This is a genomic window from Pantoea sp. MBLJ3, assembly GCF_000816655.1.
GTDB lineage: Bacteria > Pseudomonadota > Gammaproteobacteria > Enterobacterales > Enterobacteriaceae > Pantoea > Pantoea eucalypti.
This window is the reverse complement of sequence record NZ_JSUT01000029.1, coordinates 195,635-213,189: the sequence shown is the minus strand read 5'-3', so window position 1 is coordinate 213,189 and position 17,555 is coordinate 195,635. Positions and strand designations below refer to the sequence as shown.

At 53.7% G+C, this 17,555-nt stretch carries 16 protein-coding genes; 10 read left to right on the top strand and 6 right to left on the bottom strand.

Going from position 1 to position 17,555, the window contains the following annotated elements:
* Positions 1-2: 2 nt before the first annotated feature.
* Both NP77_RS20140 and uca read left to right on the top strand, forming a co-directional pair.
* The gene (locus NP77_RS20140) at positions 3-638 is read left to right on the top strand and encodes an urea amidolyase associated protein UAAP2 (protein WP_039661427.1); all 636 of its coding nucleotides are present in this window, start codon (positions 3-5) and stop codon (positions 636-638) included.
* 118 nt (positions 639-756) lie between these two features.
* A complete protein-coding gene (uca, locus tag NP77_RS20135; RefSeq protein ID WP_039661426.1) occupies positions 757-4,362 on the top strand; it encodes an urea carboxylase in 3,606 nt (1,201 codons plus the stop codon).
* A gap of 98 nt (positions 4,363-4,460) precedes the next feature.
* Here the strand turns inward: uca and NP77_RS20130 are convergent, their stop codons facing one another.
* The gene (locus tag NP77_RS20130) at positions 4,461-5,366 is read right to left on the bottom strand and encodes a LysR substrate-binding domain-containing protein (RefSeq protein ID WP_039661425.1); all 906 of its coding nucleotides are present in this window, start codon (positions 5,364-5,366) and stop codon (positions 4,461-4,463) included.
* 99 nt (positions 5,367-5,465) lie between these two features.
* On the opposite strand from NP77_RS20130, the gene NP77_RS20125 reads away from it, so the two are divergent.
* A complete protein-coding gene (locus NP77_RS20125) occupies positions 5,466-6,239 on the top strand; it encodes a 2OG-Fe(II) oxygenase (RefSeq protein WP_008924677.1) in 774 nt (257 codons plus the stop codon).
* Here the strand turns inward: NP77_RS20125 and NP77_RS20120 are convergent.
* Complete coding sequence (locus NP77_RS20120) at positions 6,224-7,309, bottom strand: DUF2817 domain-containing protein (RefSeq protein WP_039661424.1); 1,086 nt, start codon at positions 7,307-7,309, stop codon at positions 6,224-6,226. The genes NP77_RS20125 and NP77_RS20120 overlap by 16 nt on opposite strands.
* 36 nt (positions 7,310-7,345) lie before the next feature.
* Positions 7,346-8,116 carry an ABC transporter substrate-binding protein gene (locus tag NP77_RS20115; RefSeq protein ID WP_003855153.1) on the bottom strand — a complete coding sequence of 257 codons (771 nt, stop codon included), beginning with the start codon at positions 8,114-8,116 and terminating at the stop codon, positions 7,346-7,348.
* A gap of 595 nt (positions 8,117-8,711) precedes the next feature.
* Between NP77_RS20115 and NP77_RS20110 the strand changes: the two genes are divergently transcribed.
* On the top strand, positions 8,712-9,785 hold the full coding sequence (locus NP77_RS20110) for an AraC family transcriptional regulator (RefSeq protein WP_080601082.1): 1,074 nt from the start codon (positions 8,712-8,714) through the stop codon (positions 9,783-9,785).
* Here the strand turns inward: NP77_RS20110 and NP77_RS20105 are convergent.
* Both NP77_RS20105 and NP77_RS20100 read right to left on the bottom strand, forming a co-directional pair.
* Positions 9,691-10,785 (bottom strand): alpha/beta fold hydrolase, encoded by a 1,095-nt coding sequence (locus NP77_RS20105; RefSeq protein WP_039661423.1) that lies wholly within the window; start codon positions 10,783-10,785, stop codon positions 9,691-9,693. The two genes, NP77_RS20110 and NP77_RS20105, sit on opposite strands and share 95 nt — an antisense overlap.
* A gap of 251 nt (positions 10,786-11,036) precedes the next feature.
* Positions 11,037-12,245: an aldose 1-epimerase family protein gene (locus tag NP77_RS20100; RefSeq protein WP_039661422.1), complete on the bottom strand. Its 1,209-nt coding sequence runs from the start codon at positions 12,243-12,245 to the stop codon at positions 11,037-11,039.
* A 360-nt stretch (positions 12,246-12,605) separates the two neighbouring features.
* Here NP77_RS20100 and NP77_RS20095 point away from each other — a divergent pair, with 360 nt between their 5' ends.
* The 5 genes from NP77_RS20095 to NP77_RS20075 all read left to right on the top strand — a co-directional run bounded on the left by NP77_RS20095 (position 12,606) and on the right by NP77_RS20075 (position 15,902).
* A complete protein-coding gene (locus NP77_RS20095; RefSeq protein WP_003855159.1) occupies positions 12,606-13,169 on the top strand; it encodes a peroxiredoxin in 564 nt (187 codons plus the stop codon).
* A gap of 24 nt (positions 13,170-13,193) precedes the next feature.
* Complete coding sequence (locus NP77_RS20090; protein ID WP_008924683.1) at positions 13,194-14,435, top strand: protein-disulfide reductase DsbD; 1,242 nt, start codon at positions 13,194-13,196, stop codon at positions 14,433-14,435.
* A gap of 71 nt (positions 14,436-14,506) precedes the next feature.
* Positions 14,507-15,061, top strand: a complete 555-nt coding sequence (locus tag NP77_RS20085) for a sigma-70 family RNA polymerase sigma factor (protein ID WP_008924684.1) — start codon at positions 14,507-14,509, stop codon at positions 15,059-15,061.
* Positions 15,048-15,689, top strand: coding sequence for a DUF1109 domain-containing protein (locus NP77_RS20080; protein WP_003855164.1), 642 nt, complete (start codon positions 15,048-15,050; stop codon positions 15,687-15,689). Before NP77_RS20085 ends, NP77_RS20080 begins: the two co-directional genes overlap by 14 nt.
* 87 nt (positions 15,690-15,776) lie before the next feature.
* Positions 15,777-15,902 carry a DeoR family transcriptional regulator gene (locus NP77_RS20075; protein WP_223296432.1) on the top strand — a complete coding sequence of 42 codons (126 nt, stop codon included), beginning with the start codon at positions 15,777-15,779 and terminating at the stop codon, positions 15,900-15,902.
* Positions 15,903-16,079: 177 nt separating this feature from the next.
* Here NP77_RS20075 and NP77_RS20070 read toward each other — a convergent pair whose 3' ends face one another.
* Positions 16,080-16,940, bottom strand: a complete 861-nt coding sequence (locus NP77_RS20070; protein WP_039661421.1) for an alpha/beta hydrolase — start codon at positions 16,938-16,940, stop codon at positions 16,080-16,082.
* 201 nt (positions 16,941-17,141) lie between these two features.
* Here NP77_RS20070 and NP77_RS20065 point away from each other — a divergent pair, with 201 nt between their 5' ends.
* Entirely contained in the window at positions 17,142-17,552 is a 411-nt protein-coding gene (locus tag NP77_RS20065) for a GFA family protein (RefSeq protein ID WP_039661420.1), read from the top strand.
* Positions 17,553-17,555 lie beyond the last annotated feature (3 nt).

The following is a 17,555-nucleotide window of genomic DNA, read 5'->3' as shown; positions in this document are numbered from 1 at the left end:
CGATGACACTAATCCACTCTGATCGTCGTCCTGAAGATGCTGTCTATCGCCACGAGATCCCGGCAGGCGAGCCGTGGTTGTTTGAAGTGAAAAAAGGGCAAACGCTGCGCCTGCTCGATCTCGAAGGCAATCAGGCGATTGATACTCTTTTCTATAACACTGATAACCCGCGGGAACGCTACGATCCTCAGCGCACTCTGCGTCGTCAGGGAAAAGTCTATCTGACTACCGGCAGCGTACTCTATTCAAATCTGGGTAATCCGCTGCTGACGATCGTTGCTGATACCTGTGGTCGCCACGATACCCTCGGCGGTGCCTGCTCGCAGGAGAGCAACACTGTGCGCTATGCCCAGGATAAGCGCTATATGCACAGCTGTCGGGATAATTTCCTTTGCGCCTGCCTGCACGATGGTCGTCTGCATAAGCGCGATATCGGCGCCAACATCAACTTTTTTATGAACGTTCCGGTGACACCCGAAGGCGGCCTGACGTTTGAGGATGGGTTATCTGCGCCCGGCAAATACGTTGAACTGGTGGCGGCGTGTAACGTGATGGTGCTGATCTCCAACTGTCCGCAGCTGAACAACCCCTGCAACGGCTGGAACCCGACACCCGCCGAAGTGCTGGTCTGGAACTAAGCCAGCCTGCTGAGGCTGAGCATATTGCCGGCCGCACGTTTTGAGCCAGTCAGCCCCGGGGACGGCCCCAGGGAATATCGAATGTTGCGGGACGACCCGCATCCCTGAGAGTTCGCTTATGTTTGATACCTTACTGATTGCCAATCGCGGTGCTATCGCCTGTCGTATTCTGCGCACGCTGCGTGCCATGCAGGTGAAAGGCGTTGCTGTTTACTCCGAAGCTGACCTGAGCAGTTTACATATCCGCGAAGCCGATGTGGCGCTGAGCCTGGGCGAGGGGCCTGCCGCACAAACTTATCTGTTGACGGATAAAATTATCGCCGCCGCGAAGCAAAGCGGGGCCAAAGCGATTCATCCTGGCTACGGTTTCCTGTCAGAAAACGCCGCCTTCGCCGAAGCGTGTGAAGCTGCGGGACTGATTTTTGTCGGTCCTGCGCCTCAGCAGCTGCGGACGTTTGGCCTGAAGCACACCGCCCGCGAACTGGCGAGAGCAGAAGGCGTGCCGTTGCTGGAAGGCAGTGAATTACTGGCAGATGTCAGCGAAGCGCATCATGCCGCAGAGAGTGTTGGCTATCCGGTGATGCTCAAAAGCACAGCGGGCGGCGGCGGCATTGGTATGCGCGTCTGTCGTGATGCGCAGGCGCTGTCAGATGCGTTTGAAACCGTACAGCGGCTGGGCCAGAACAACTTCAGCGATGCCGGGGTGTTTCTCGAAAAATATATCGAACGTGCCCGGCATCTTGAAGTGCAGATATTTGGTGACGGCAAGGGCGAGGTCATCGCGCTGGGCGTCCGCGACTGCTCGATTCAGCGACGTAATCAGAAAGTGATTGAAGAGACGCCAGCCCCGAATCTGCCCGCAGGCATGGCTGAGGCCTTGTGTTCGGCGGCCATCGCCCTGGGAAAAGCGGTGAATTACCGCAGCGCCGGCACAGTGGAGTTTGTTTATGACAGCGCGGCGCAGCAATTCTATTTCCTCGAAGTGAATACGCGCCTGCAGGTTGAACATGGCGTGACAGAGCAGGTCTGGGGCGTTGATCTGGTGAAGTGGATGATTGAACTGGCCGCGGGCGATCTCCCCTCACTGACTGCTTTAGCCGCCACGCTGAATCCACAGGGCCATGCCGTTCAGGCACGAATCTATGCGGAAGATCCGGGCCGCCAGTTCCAGCCATCGCCTGGCCTGTTAACCGAGGTCGCCTTTCCGGCGGCAGACGGTAAAAACCTGCGCATTGACCGCTGGGTGGAGGCGGGGTGCGAAGTTCCGCCATTCTTCGACCCGATGCTGGCAAAAGCCATCGCCTGGCGACCGACACGCGATGAAGCCATCGCGACCCTGGCACAGGCACTCGCGGAAACCCGTCTCTATGGTGTTGAAACCAACCGCCTCTATCTGTTACAGATTTTAGTTTTTTCTCCCTTCACAGCGGGGGAACCCTGGACCCGCTGCCTGGAGCAACTCAGCTATCAGGCGGCAACGGTTGAAGTGCTGAGTGCCGGAACCCAGACGAGTGTTCAGGATTATCCCGGACGTCTGGGATACTGGGCGGTCGGCGTGCCGCCGTCGGGACCGATGGATGATCGTGCTCTGCGTCTCGGCAACCGACTACTGGGCAATGCAGAAGGTGACGCCGCGCTGGAGATCACCCTCAACGGACCCACACTGAAATTTAATACAGAGATTCAGGCGGTGATTTGTGGCGCATCGCTGAGTGTTACGCTGGATGGTGTTGAACAGGCGATGGACTCTGCATTTACCATCCCGGCTGGCTCGACCCTGAAGCTGGGCGCGATGAAAGCCGGGGGCGTCAGAAGCTATCTCTGCCTGCGTGGTGGCATTCACGTGCCTGACTATCTGGGCAGCAAAAGCACCTTTACTCTGGGCCAGTTTGGCGGACACGCAGGACGTGCGCTGCGTAGCGGCGACGTGCTGCATCTGGCTCCGCAAGCCGCAATCCCAGACGGCGCAGAACTGCCCGCTGCACTGCGCACAGATCTCGCCAAAGTACGCACACTGCGTGTCATTTATGGCCCTCACGGTGCACCGGAGTTCTTTGCACCGGATTATATCGCGACCTTCTTTGCCACAGAATGGGAAGTGCACTTTAACTCAAGCCGCACCGGCGTACGTCTGATTGGGCCAAAGCCGATCTGGACCCGCGACAGCGGCGGCGAGGCAGGGCTGCATCCCTCGAATATTCATGACAACCCTTACGCCATCGGCGCAGTCGATTTTACCGGCGATATGCCGGTAATCCTGGGGCCGGATGGCCCGAGTCTCGGCGGGTTTGTCTGTCCGGTGACGGTCATTGAAGCGGATCTGTGGCAACTGGGACAGCTCAAAGCCGGTGACAAAGTGCAGTTTGTAGCCGTGGATATCCCGACAGCACGTCGATTGGCCCAGAGCCGTCTCAGCGAGCTCGCAACGCTTAAGCCACACGAGACAGCGTGGCAGCCTGCGCCGCTGACGTCGCCCATCGTAATGACCTGCGGCGAAGCGGATAAACGTCTGGTGGCGCGTCTCTCTGGCGATACGCATCTGCTGCTGGAGGCCGGCGAGCCTGAGCTGGATCTGGTGCTGCGTTTTCGCATTCATGCATTAATGCAGGCGCTGGAAGCGCAATCCCGTACGGGCATTATTGATATCACGCCAGGGATCCGCTCGTTGCAAATCCACTTCCAGCCGGAAACGCTCACGCTTGACGTACTGCTGACGTGGGTGCGGGGTGAGTGGGAGACGGTCTGCATGAGTGATGACCTGCAGGTGCCCACACGCGTGGTGCATCTGCCGATCTCCTGGGACGACCCGGCCTGTCAGAAAGCCATCGAAAAATATATGACTACCGTGCGCCCGGACGCGCCTTGGTGCCCGAGTAATCTTGAGTTTATCCGCCGGATAAACGATCTGCCGGATGAGCAGGCTGTCTGGAACACGGTGTTTGACGCCAGCTATCTGGTGATGGGACTGGGGGATGTCTATCTGGGTGCGCCAGTCGCCACACCACTGGATCCTCGCCATCGTCTGGTGACGACGAAATATAATCCGGCCCGCACCTGGACGGCGGAAAACTCGGTTGGCATCGGCGGCGCGTACCTGTGTGTGTATGGCATGGAGGGGCCGGGCGGTTATCAGTTTGTGGGGCGCACACTGCAGATGTGGAATCGCTATCATGAAGTCGCCGATTTCGGTGGCAAACCCTGGCTATTGCGCTTCTTTGATCAGATCCGTTTTTATCCGGTCTCTGCGGAGGAACTGTTGCAGATTCGCCGCGATTTTCCACTTGGTCGCTATCCGCTGCGTATTGAGCACAGCACGCTGCGGCTGGCGGAGTATCAGGACTTCCTCATACGTGAAGCGGAGAGTATCGGCGAGTTTCGCGATCATCAGCAAAACGCATTCAATGCTGAACGGGATCGCTGGATAGCCAGCGGCCAGGCGCATTTCGACAGTCAGGAAACGGTGGCGGATGAAGGCGGCGATGCACCGCTGCAGCCGGGTGAGCAGGGGGTTGAAAGCCCGGTATCCGGCAATTTATGGCAGGTACAGGCGACGGCGGGCAGCAGGGTTCGGGAAGGGGATATCCTGGTCGTGCTGGAGTCGATGAAGATGGAGATCCCGCTTCTGGCCCCGTGCGACGGTATTGTTCAGCAGGTCAGCGTACAGCCAGGCAGCGCAGTCCGTGCAGGGCAGCGCGTGGCAGTCATCACTGAGGACAATGCGTAACAATGCTTATAGCGTAGTGACATAAAGGTGTGACAATCCTATCCTGCGCCCGCCGGCGGTTACCTCTGGCGGGCGCAGGCATTTACGTTCACCGGCTATCAGTGACCTGCAGCCTGTTCGTTTAACCAGCCGATCAGTGCTTCACTGCCAGGCTGGCTCATCGTGCGTTGTGGCCAGGCGAGGAAATAGGGTTTGCTCAGTGGCAGGCAAAGATCATCCACTACCACCAAATCGCCACGCGCCAGTTCGGGCGCGATAAGGCGTCGTTGTCCCAGCAGCAATCCCATACCCGCAACAGCCGCATCAATCGCCAGTGAAGTCAGATTAAAACTAAAGGCGGGCTGCGGCAGCGGTTCGTCCATGCCTTTGGTCTGAAACCAACCCGGCCAGTCCGGCAGAAAACGGCCTTCATTTCCCCAGTCGAGATGGATCAGCGGTGCCTGACTCAGAACCGTTTCCGGCGCAAAGCGTTGCAGCAGCGCCGGACTTGCCACCGGCAGCACCTCATCATGAAACAGTTTCAGCTTATCCAGTTGCGGGTAACGATCTTCACCGAAACAGATCACGAAATCAGCGGGCATGGCGGTGAATTCGACCTGAGAATGCGTGCCATGTAATGAGAGATCAATATTCGGGCAATGATCGCGCCAGCTCGCCAGTTGAGGCAAAAGCCATTTGGATGCCAGCGCCGGTAATGCGTAAACCGTGAGTTTTGGTGCACTGGCCGCATGGCGAATATTTTGCTGGCCAAGATGCAGGATATCAAAGGCCTCGGTGACATAGCGCAGATACTCTTTTCCGGTTTCGGTCAGCATGACACCGCTCTGCGTGCGTAAAAACAGGGCGCTGCCGAGTTGCTCCTCCAGCTGGCGAATCTGCTGACTGACCGCCGCCGGCGTTAAGGCCAGCTGGGCGGCGGCTTTTGCCAGGCTTCCCAGCTCGGCGGCCACCTTGAATGACTGTATGACGCTGATTTTTGGCAACCTTGGCATTTGGGCAGGCATTAACGCTTCCTTATCAGGGCAGTAAATTTTTATCGTTACGCAGTGTGGCAGGCGACAGGTAGAGTAACATTACACCTGCCCATCGTGAGAAATGTTGCTATGTCTGGTTCCCTTGTTCGTCTCGATCTTCATCCGCTGGCCGACCACGGCTGGCGTCAACGCTGTCGTGAGCAATTAAACCAGTCTGGCGCGCTGGTACTGCGTCAGTTTTTAAAACCACAGGCTTTAGAGGCGATCATCGAAGAGGGCAATGCGCAACGTCATCTGGCCTATCATACCCGCAGCAAACACAATGTGTATCTGATGAAGCCTGATGAGGCTTTCTCAGCCAATCACCCGCGTAATCGGGATGTGCTCAGCACCAAAGGCTGTATTACTGATGATCTAATCGCTGCCGATTCGCCGCTGCGTCAGCTTTATAATGATGACCTGTTCCAGCGTTTTCTGTGCGATGTGCTGGGTGAGGACGCGCTCTATCCCTACGCTGACCCACTTTCCTCGATCAACCTGCACTATGCGCCTCACGGACAGGAGCTGGGCTGGCACTTCGACAACTCCTCCTTTGCTATCACCTTGCTGGTCCAGAAACCGCTGGCGGGCGGCATATTTCAATACGTGAAAGATTTGCGGGATGCCGATGCCGGTGAGATGAACTTTGCAGGGGTTGAAGCCGTTCTTGATGAACGCCAGCCGGTTAATGAGCTGGAGATTGATGCCGGGGATTTGGTGCTGTTTCGTGGCCGTAATTCACTGCACCGGGTGACCCCAACTGAAGGCGAGGTCACCCGGATGCTGGCGGTACTGGCCTACAATACCCAGCCCGACATTGCTTTATCCGAAACTGCGCGTATGACTTTCTACGGCAAATTATAACCTCGGGGCGTGTCTGTAAGGGCACGCCAGCCACGCTGGAAAATCTGCTGCGTACGAAACGCCACTAACGCACGCCAGTCCTCATCGGCGGGCCAGAATCCCTCTACCAGTTGTTGCTTCACTGCCTGACCTGCCGCACTGGCGGGTTCGCCATAGAGATGCAACCAGTGATCTTCACGCACCCGCTGATGCATATCCTGGCCCTCGTAAGTTCCACACTCCACGACCAGCGGCAATATTTTCGTCTCCGCCAGCGACGTCAGCAGATATTGCGACAGATATCCGGTCGCCGTTGCCGTCACGCCCGTTACGCTGTCACGTCCGGCACCGGTGAATAACAACGTCAGCCACTCCCCGTAAATGACTTTGCCCCAGTCGTGAGCAGCATAACGCTGCTCTGCAATTGAGAGCAGCATCGGATGGCCCCATGCGCCAGCGCCGGTATGAAGATCGAAGCTGACAATGATTTTCGCAACCGAGAGATGCTGTTCGATGATCGCCTTCATCGTAAGATGAGACCAGCCGGGCTGATGCCCGCCGAAGAAAAATCCATCTGCAAACGTATATTGTCCCGCTTCCACCACGCGTTTAACTGACTGCCAGCCCACGTTGTCCATCGCCTCAGCCAGTTGCCGGTCTGCGCTGACACGGTCGCCATGATAAATACCGTGCCACTGCGCATATTCCGGGTTATCAGGAACCGGTTGACTGAAGTTGATAAAGTTACGGTTGAGGTCGATGTTGTCTTCGTTCACGCGCCGTAAATGCGCCGCACCCCATGGATTGAGCAGATGAACAAGCAGCAATGCGGTGTCAGCAGGTATTTTATCCAGCGAATTGAGCCACGCTATCTGACAATCCGAACCATAATAGCCTTCAACGCCATGTGTGCCAGAGACGACCAGCATCAGACGCGATGCGCTGGCGGGTCCCAGTCGTGCCACATCCGTATATAGCGCTTCGCCCTGCGGACCCGGAAGAGGATGCCGATATGAGGTTATCGCAGCACCTTTGCGCTCCACTGCGGCCAGAAAGCGTTCACGCTGAACCCGGTAGTCGGGCAATGCCATAGTCTCTACCTTCCAGAATTCGTCACACAACAGTAATCAGGGATAAACCTTGAATTTAAAGTACTTTTTAGTGAGCTGATCATAAGTTCCGTTTTTATGAAGCTCGGCCAGTGCCGTGTTGATCATCTTCAGATTCGCTTCATCGCCTTTGCGTAACGCAATACCTACGCCATCACCAAAAATGACTTTATCCACCAGTGTTCCTTTAATGGCGTACGTCTTGCCTTCCGGTGAGGTAAGGAATCCCTGTTCAGCGGAGACCGCATTCGCCAGGCTGCCATCAAGACGTCCGGCGACCAAATCGGGATAGACTTCCATCTGATTAGGATACGAGACGATTTTGACGCCTTGTGACTCCCATTTAGTTTTGGCGTACGTTTCCTGGATGGTGCCCTGAGCCACACCGATGGTCTTACCGCGCAGAGAAGCAACGTCGGTCGTCAGCTTGCTGTCAGCCGGCGCCAGCAGGGCACTTGGCGTGTTATACAACATGTCGCTAAACGCCACCTGCTGACGGCGCTTATCGGTCATCGACATCGCCGACAGGATGGCATCAAATTTCTTCGCCTGAAGAGCAGGGATGCTGCTATCAAAACCCATTTGCACCCATTGGCACTTCACCTTTGCCTGAGCACAGATGGCATTACCAATATCGATATCAAAACCCTGTAATGACCCATCAGCCGCTTTAGATTCAAACGGCGGGAATGTAGGGTCCACACCAAAGCGCAGCGTTTGCTGTGCCCATGCACCCTGGGTGAATGCGGTAAGCGAAAACAGTAATGCGAGAGATAAGCTCTTTTTCATGTTTTATTTTCCGAAGGCTGGTGAATTTAAGCACGACACCTTAATCAAATAACATGCAGGTTCATTTCCCACCAGAGATAAGCAGCATTCATCCAGAGTAAAATCTTATAATATTAAGTGAGTTAGCGAATCTTTGTGCGGCGTTAAATTTTGCTTAATGCTGATGGTAATTTCAGATATAAATCGGGATGAGGGTCTGGGCCTGCTCAGGTCAGGCGACAGCAAAAATCAAAGCTCTGATTCAGAATTCTGGTTTTAGAAGAGGTTTGTTTTGTCAGGCAGCAGCGGATTTACCAAAGCAGATAGATTACGCAGAAAGTAGGATTTAAAAACGAATCTTTTTCAGAGGGCATTCAGAGCTCATGTTCGGGGGTTATCAGCAGGTTGCCCAGGATGGCCAGGTCAGCTTTGCCTCTATACCATTGATGCGCACAATCTATCTTATGTTAAATTACAGATGCCAGCGTGACTCCTGTTACCCTTCCATACCTGAATAGCTCAATGACGTTCAAAACTGACTAAGGCCGGTTTCTTCTTAGTCAGGACCTTACTTAACATCCAAGGCCAGACAAGACAACTTGTGGTCGATTATGTAATGATTCAGGAAATTTACAGCTCTGGTTCTGTACCTATGCTCTCAGTGCCTTTTCCTGTCATTACCCTGCTTGCTTTATTTTTGCTGATGGCAACAGTCTTTTCTGGCAAACCATGCAATAACGGCGCACTGCGTTTCCTTTCGGCCTGCATCATCCTGGTTTCACTGAATACCATTCGCTGGGAATACGATTCTCACTTTCTGAGGGATTTGCAGTCTGTTATGGCCATGCTATTACCTGCGATTGCATGGCACACTTTTGTCCCACTTAACGACAACAAACGCAAACATGACTTATTCGTCATGATTGTGCCAGTCCTCGTATCGCTGGCGATCAGATTGGTTTGGGCTCCTGTGACTGACTTCATTCTCAGCCTGCTTTTTTTCAGCTACGGCGTTGGACTGCTCAAAAAAGCTTTTGTGAATGAGCAAAAACTAAAATTCAATCGCCTGAAAGAGATCCCTCAGCAAGCTAGCCTGACGTTCTTCGCAGGAAGCTTTCTCTGCCTGTCGGCACTGACAGATCTTCTCATCGCAATTGATTTTGATATCAGTGGCGGAAAGCATGCCGCTTTAATAATTCTCATCACTCAACTTTTGCTCTTACCGATTGTTGGTGTGATTATTTACAACTTCATAAATTCGCATCAACAATTTGAGCCAGATATCAGGCAGGAAAAAGATACCACCGATGAAAAAGCGCCAGCAGCTGATATGACTGAGTTATATATTGTGCTGGAAAAAAAGATCCATGAATCTGAGCTCTATCTTGATCCCAATCTGACCCTGGCTCTTCTGGCAAGAAAAACCGGCGTACCCGCCCGCAATTTTTCTGCAGCGGTTAACTCTGTCAAACAATGCAACGTTTCTCAGTGGATCAATGGGTTCAGGGTTGAACGGGCAAAAGAACTCCTGCTTAGCACATCATTACCCGTTACCCATATCATGCTGGAGTCCGGATTTATGACTAAATCGAATTTTAATCGTGAGTTTCAGCGGCTTTCAGGACTTTCCCCGCGTTTATTTCGCCAGCAGGCGCTTGATAATTCAGTACAGAATTCAGAAAAACTGTAATTTCAGTCGTTATCGTCTGATGCAGCGCGGTTCTGTCCGCGTCCTTATCGTCATGGCAAACAATGCCATCGCCCGGAGATTCATCATCAATAATTTTCTCTGCCCCGGGTTTACATATCTGCATAAAACTGAAGTGTGTTGCGCCTTTAATGAGGATGTATTTCCGCAATGATTCACGCATTTGATTAGCAAGATATTCAGATTCCTCAGGCGCTGGAAGTTCGCCCACCATATCGTTGCCTGCCGCCAGAATAAGTACGGGTATGTTAATTTTGCTAAGGCTTACGGGCGTAAAACCTGGTGCTAACCCCGCATCAAGTGACACGACGGCTTTAATTCTTTTATCTTGCCAGTCAGATAAAAAAACGTTGCGGGCTGAAGCGTCATCTATTCCAAGCCTGGTTGTCAGTTTACAGTCTCCGCGAAGTACGTGTCGCTGACAGTCATGCAGGAGGCGTAAAGGATCAAAACGTGCACCAGCCAGCGACATGACTGTCCATCCGCCAAGTGAATGACCTGCTGCAGCTATGCGCGCCGGGTCTGCTGTGCCAGTTAATTCTGAAGATTGACTGACGAAATCAATTACCCGTGAAATTTCACCAGGGCGCCGCCATAGTTTTCTGGCATATTCGGGATTGTGGTTAAAAGTCGTCGTGCCGGGATGATCAGGTGCAGCCACAATATATCCCTGCGCGGCCATTGCTGAAGCAAGCCAGGAGAGATTCCTCCAGCTGCCATTAAACCCATGTGAAATGAGTAAAAGTGGATGTTTTCCAGATGCGGGTACAGCATCTCGGATAATGTCCGTGCCGACAAAGGCGGCGTTCCCTCCAACCGTTTCACTGACTCCTTTTTGCACCGCCGCCGGATACCAAACGGCTACGTTCAGGGGCACTCCCTGATCCCCTTTTAATGTCACCTGGCGGAAGCCTGGCGTTGCATGAGCCTGCAAAGAGATGATTAAAACCGATAATGCGATAAACGCTGCTCTGAACAACATGATGAATGCCCTGCTGTGATGAATGAGCCCTATTAATAACGGGCAGCAAGGCACCGGTGCGTCCTTTTACACGATCCAGGTCTTTAAAAGTGCAAAAATGGCGGTTAATTATGCAGCCATCCAAACTTGATAGCGGCGACAATACACCATGGCGGGTCAGAATCTTCCAGCAGTAGTAATTATGAAGTTACAGAAATCATTGACCCTCTCCTGAAAAAAGCCCCGACACAATATGCCGGGGCGTTCTGCTATTACTCTTTCGCTATCGGCGTCTCACTCACATCAATCTTTGTCTCACCCTGAATAGTTTTAATGCGTTTCTCAACGTCATTCACCTGCTGGCTGTTATGCAGCAAGGTATAGGTCAGATCAAACGAGGTGCTGGCACCGGGCTGCAATTGCTTAACGCGTTTCTGTTCGCGCTCAATCGTGACCGGATAAGCATAACTGGTGCCCGGCTCAATACCGGTCACGTAGCCCTGTTTTAAGGTGTCGGTATTTTTCCACAGCGTAAGCATTGGAAGCTGGCGGGTATCAAACTGAATGGATGCGCCGCTGTTTCCGGCTTTATTTATCACTGCAGCCACGGTCTGATGATTACTGTCAGAAAGGGGTTTGATGTTGAATACCATCTCATCGAAGTCTTTGGTCGGCCCTTTGTAAGTCTGCCAGTCTTTTAATCCGGCTTTTGCGTAATCATTAAACGGGCTGATGCCGGACATCGGTGCCAGGAAACGTGCACCCTCTTCAAGAATAGGCTTACCGAAGTTGCTGTGATAGATGATCTGGTAATCGTGCGGATAGTCAGCGTGATTAGTTAACACATCATGCAGGCTGAAGCTGTTACTGCCCGGCACGTAACGCAGTTCGGTCATCGTCTGCAAATCGGTTTTCTTGAAGGTGCTCTCTTTAATCAGGCCACGAATACGGATTTCATGGGGCGCTGCATCTGCCACTTCAACTTCCAGTTGTGAAACCGGCGTGTTACCTGCTTTACCGTGCAGGGTATAGATGCGGCCCTGGTCAGTCACCGGATGACCGGTCCATTCGTAGCCGCAGCGCACCATCATCTCATTGAAACCGTCCAGCCAGCCCAGGCCGTTGCGGCTTTCCAGATTGATGTAAGCAGGATTGACCACCTCTTTGACCGGTGAATCCCAGCCCATACGCGTACCAAAGCCTTCGACGCGCAGCAGGTTCATGCCACGGGTGGGACTGAGCGTGATAGTCAGGCCATCCTGACTGCGAATCGTCAGCGTTTTACTGCCTTCCTGTTTGCCGCCGTGCAGAACTTTTTGCTCGATGCTGAACGGCTTGCCCTGAAACTTCAGCTCACTACTGGAAATCTGCCAGTTTCCCTGATCTGTGCCCTGTTCAGCACTCGTCAGCACCCATGTTTTTGCGGCTGCAGAACCTGAAACCAGAACCGCTACTACCGTTAACGCCAGTTTAATTTTCATTATTTACCTCATTTGCTGAATCGTTTTTTCATACGTTAAGCGGAATTTACTGGTTGAGGCTCACCAGAAACGTGACGACGCTCACCTGCCGGTAAATCGGCAGCGTCCAGAGGAATAAATGCGGGTTAAATCACATAAATAAGCAGCCAAAAAGGAATAACCGCGACCAATTTAATGTTAAATCCGGACTTAGCTGTATTCGATTCAGCTTTTAGAGCATTTCCCTGACCCTTTCAGCCAGACCACCTAAATCGAATAAATCGTAAAAAAATTTCAAAACCCCGCAACTTTTTCCATTTTTGAACGAACCTTTTATCAGAGACGTCAGGCAACCCCGTCTGTTCGTCAATGGAGAGAGAAATGCCAATGAAAAACACCCTGAAAACCCTGGCCGTCGCTACACTGCTGGCACTGAGTGTTCCGGCAACATCTGCCTTTGCGGCGTTACAGGTCGGTGAAAAAGCGCCAGACTTCAAACTTGACGCCGCACTGGCGGGTAAATCGACCACCTTCTCTTTGCAGCAGGCCCTGAAGAAAGGCCCGGTTGTACTCTACTTCTTCCCGGCGGCGTTCAGCGCTGGCTGCACGCTTGAAGCGCATGATTTTGCCGAAGCGTCCGATGAATTTAAAAAACAGGGGGCGACCGTGATTGGTGTCACCGCCGGCAATACCGATCAGATTGCTAAATTCTCTCAGCTGGAATGCCGTGACAAGTTCACCGTGGCAGCCGATCCTGGCGCTAAAGTGGCGGCTGAATACAAAAGCACCATGGAGATGAAAGGTCAGAAACTGTCCGACCGCACCTCTTATGTGATCGCGCCGGATGGCAAGATTCTGCTGAGCTTCACCGACAAAAATCCTGATACGCATATTCAGAAAGCGATGGATGCTGTTAAAAAATATCGTCAGGCCAATCCGGCATAACTTCATCTTCTGAGCAGGTATATCATGCTGACTGCGATTGCAGCTGCCTTTCTGGGTGGCATTATTCTGAACCTCATGCCCTGCGTGTTTCCGGTAATCTCGCTGAAAGCACTGAGCCTGATCCGCCATCACGAATCGCCCTCTCACGCCCGCGCAGAGGGCCTGGCATTTCTGCTGGGCGTGGTCCTGACGATGGTCGCCCTGGCAGCACTATTACTGCTGGCCAGAGCAGGTGGTGCGTCCGTTGGTTGGGGATTTCAGCTGCAATCGCCGCTGGTCATCGCCGCGTTAATTCTGGTGATGCTCGGTTCAGCACTGAATCTGCTCGGTCTGTTTGAAGTCGGCTTGTCGGTTCAACGCGTGGGCGAAGTGGGCGGCAATCGTGCAGGGTTAATGGGTTCAGCCCTGACCGGTGCACTGGCCATCATCGTCGCGACGCCCTGCAGTGCGCCATTCATGGCCAGCGCGGTGGGTTATGCCCTCACCCAGCCTCCGCTGATTAGTCTCATTATCTTTATTTCGCTGGCGCTGGGCTTTGCTGCGCCTTTTACCCTGATATCGTTCTTCCCGGTGCTGGCGCGCATATTGCCTAAACCGGGGGCCTGGATGATCACGCTGAAACAGGGCCTGGCGTTTCCTATGCTGGGCGCGGTGGGCTGGCTGATTTGGGTTCTGGAACGTCAGGCTGGCTCGGCAGCGCTGGCGGCGATTCTGGTCTGTTGTTTGCTGTTTAGTTTTGCCGCCTGGCTGTATGGCATGGCACAGAAACGCCGTATGATGGGACAGCGCCATGTTGTACTGCATGTTGCAACTGTGTTCTTCCTGGCTCTCGTCGTCGTGCCATTGCTGAACCTGAACCGTTTTGCCAGCGCGCCTGCTGAAACGGAAACCGCTTCACAGGCTGCAGCGACTGTCTCCTGGTCGCCGCAGAATGTCGACGCTATTAAAGGTCAGGGCAAGCCTATCCTGGTGAATTTTACGGCGTCATGGTGTATTACCTGCCAGGTAAACGATCGCACTTCACTTTCGACGCAGGCGGTCAAGGCCGCAATGGCGCGGACGAATACCATTTACATGGTTGCAGACTCCACCAAATATAATCCTGATGTTGAACAGGCGCTGAGTGATTTCGGACGCGGCGGATTGCCGCTCTACGTGGTCTACCCGGCTGACGGCGGAAAACCGGTAGTACTACCGCAGGTCCTGACGCCGGGCATTGTCATTTCAGCGCTCGATCAGGCAACGGAAAAAGGAAAGAAAACCTGAGACGATTGACTAAGCGATTTCCTGGGACGTTTCCAGGCCACTGTCACTGTGTGCTGAACTGCTGATGACGAATGTCAGAGACTGATCCACGCGCACAGCAGTGGCCTGCCCTGATGGCACGGGCGCAGGCGGGCGACAGAGCAGCCTATAACCAGTTACTGAAAGCGATGGTTCCGGCCATCCGTGCATTAGTGTGCAAAAAAATCCGTGACGAGGTGCTGGTCGAAGATGTGATTCAGGAGACGCTGCTGGCGATCCATCGGGTTCGCCACACCTACGATCCGCAGCGCCCGATACTGCCCTGGGTCGCAGCAATTGCTTCTGCACGGACCATTGATACGTTGCGTCAGCATGGTCGACGTCAGGAAGTACAGGATGAGGAAGCGCTGCAAAAACGCCCGGCTGAAAGCAGTGAACTCCAGTCTGATAACGATATCCTCTCCGGTTATCTGGATATCCTTCCGCTACGCCAGCGGGAAATTGTCGAATCCGTACATCTGCGTGAGCAGAGTCTGGCGCAGGCAGCTGCTGAAACCCATCAGTCTCTCTCAGCGGTTAAATCCCTGTTGCATCGCGCAATGGTCAATCTTAGAAAATATGGACGGGGTGTGCATGAGAAATCATGACCAGTTAATTGATCAGCTCAGCGCCTCTGCGCAGCCGGTGCAGCGCGTCTGGCCTGTGGCCTGGCGCGTCGCGGGCTGGATCGCGCTTGCCCTCCCTTGTGGCGCGTTGACCAGTTGGGCGTTTCACAGCCGGTTTACTGACTGGTCGCAGCCCGGCGCGTTTTTCGCGCTGGTTGCCGTACTGCTGTCTCTCATCATCGCGGGAAGCACACTTGCGGCAGCCTTTACGTTGAGCATTGCAGGCAGGAAACCGATCAGTCCGCGCTGGCCGCTACTGCTGGCTGTTTTGTGGCTGGGGCTAAATCTGATCAATATGTCACCTGAAGCCCCGCCAGCAGGTGCTGGTCGGTTTGGTGAGGGGATACACTGCTATCTGTTTATGCTGTCGGCAAGCGTGCCGATGATGTTGATGTCGGTGATCGCCCTGAAACGCACCCGTTCACTTTATCCCGCGCGCAGTCTCGCGCTGAGCGGCTGCGGCTGCGCGTTTACCTCATCAATGCTGCTGTCGCTGTGTCATGACACTCATCTGCATATTATTGATTTCTCTATGCATCTGGCCGCAGGCATTACTATTGTGGCGCTGACGGTGCTGGCCGGACGCCGCTGGATTCAGTTGGGAAAGTAATGACTTTGTTTATTACTCTGCAACCAGCTCAATCAGGTTTCCGTCAGGATTATGCCGGGCGGGCAGAGACAGAAGATCACGGACGGCGTGGCCGGACAAACCGCGATCGACCAGATCCCGGGAATTCTGTCTGATCAGGCATTTATTAGCGGCTGTGCCATGAATCCGGAGGCCGGGCTGACCGGTTTTAACGGCGCGATTTATCGTGGCTAAATGGCATGAAATCGCAACGCGGGTCGTGGAATAAAAGCGTGATAAAGAACGGCATGAGGTGTTTGAGGCTGAAGAGAGGGGTGTGAACCTGCGCAATGTTCAGCACGGAATCAACTCGCTCCTGCCGGCGAGCGACAGAGGTCTGCGAACACCACGCAAAAGCGAGCCTGCTTCAGGTTACAAATGCGCCGCGAACCACGACGTCTGCACCTTAATCACTGACGCGAAGTGCTGACCGCTGTAAATATCGTAGTGACGGGCCTCTTCGGCTACAAAGAGCTGCTTATTGGTTGCGGCTACCGCATCAAACAGCGCACGCCCTTGTTCCGGCGGATTCACGCTATCCTGACCGGCGACCACGACCAGTGTCGGACAGGTGACCTTCGCGGCATTGATCGCGGGTTTGTAGTGCAGCGTTTCCCGTACGGTTAAAAACGGGATTTTGATGTCCATTTTCGGATGCTTATGCCGGTTCTCCTCAAAGAACGCTTTTGACTCTTCATCGTTCAGCACGCGAGTAATGGCCACAAACATCTCTTTGCTGCTGTTCTGCCGCTTTTGATCCATCTTCTCCAGCGTAGCAATAAAGCCCGCCTTCTCCGTCGCGTCCAGTTGCCCGGTGACAATCTCTTCCCCATCCGCGAAGGCGAGCTGGCTGACAATACATTTCACATCCGGGTTATTCGCTGCCGCGCCAAAGATGTGACATCCGCCAAAAGACGTGCCCCATAAACCTATTCTGCTCGGGTCCAGCGCCGGTTGCTGTTTTGCCCATGTGATGACCGAGAGAATATCAGCGATCTGCATCGCAGGCACCAGACGACCCCGCTCGCCTTCGCTGTCACCAAATCCACGGTAGTCAAATGTCAGTGTCACGAAACCTGCCTGGGTAAACGCCTCTGCGAACGCAGGCAGTAAAATCTCACGGATTCCGCAAAAGCCGTGACACAGAATAATCACCGGGGATTTAGTGGTCGCTGTGGGCTGTCGCAGCGTCAGCACAATGCCTTCCGGAAGAGTGTGGGTAGATAATTCCATCGTGAGTCATGCTCCTTGCTGAGGTTAAAGGTCAGAAAATTCAGCTAGCACCCTTTCACATCCCCACCGTTTTTACTTAGATCCAGATCAGACTGCTGACACCTTTTGTCTGAAATGCGGACAAATCCGCCTCCGATGCTGCTAAAACCCGGGCTTTGGCGTAGGCTGAAAGCTGGGTGTTTCACTACACAGGAGATCATGATGCAGAATGAAATGACAGCGCAATGCCACTGTGGTGCCGTTGCCTATAAGGTGACGCTAAAGGATGGCTTTAACACGGTGCGCCGATGCAACTGCTCGTTTTGCCGGATGCGCGGTGCGGTTGTGGTGTTTGCTACCAACGTCGAGCTGACGAAGGGTGAAGCGGACCTCACTGAATATCGCTTCAACAGCAAAGAGGTGGGCCACTACTTCTGCTCCATCTGCGGCATTTATACTTTTCATCAGAGCCGCTCACAGCCCGATCAGTTTGGGGTTAATGTCGCCTGTCTTGAGGGCGTTTCACCGTTTGATTTCACGGATGTGCCGGTCTCTGATGGTATCAACCACCCTAAAGATGGCGGCGCGGGCGGTGTAGCCGGTCATCTGGTCTATACCCCCACGCAATCCTGAACC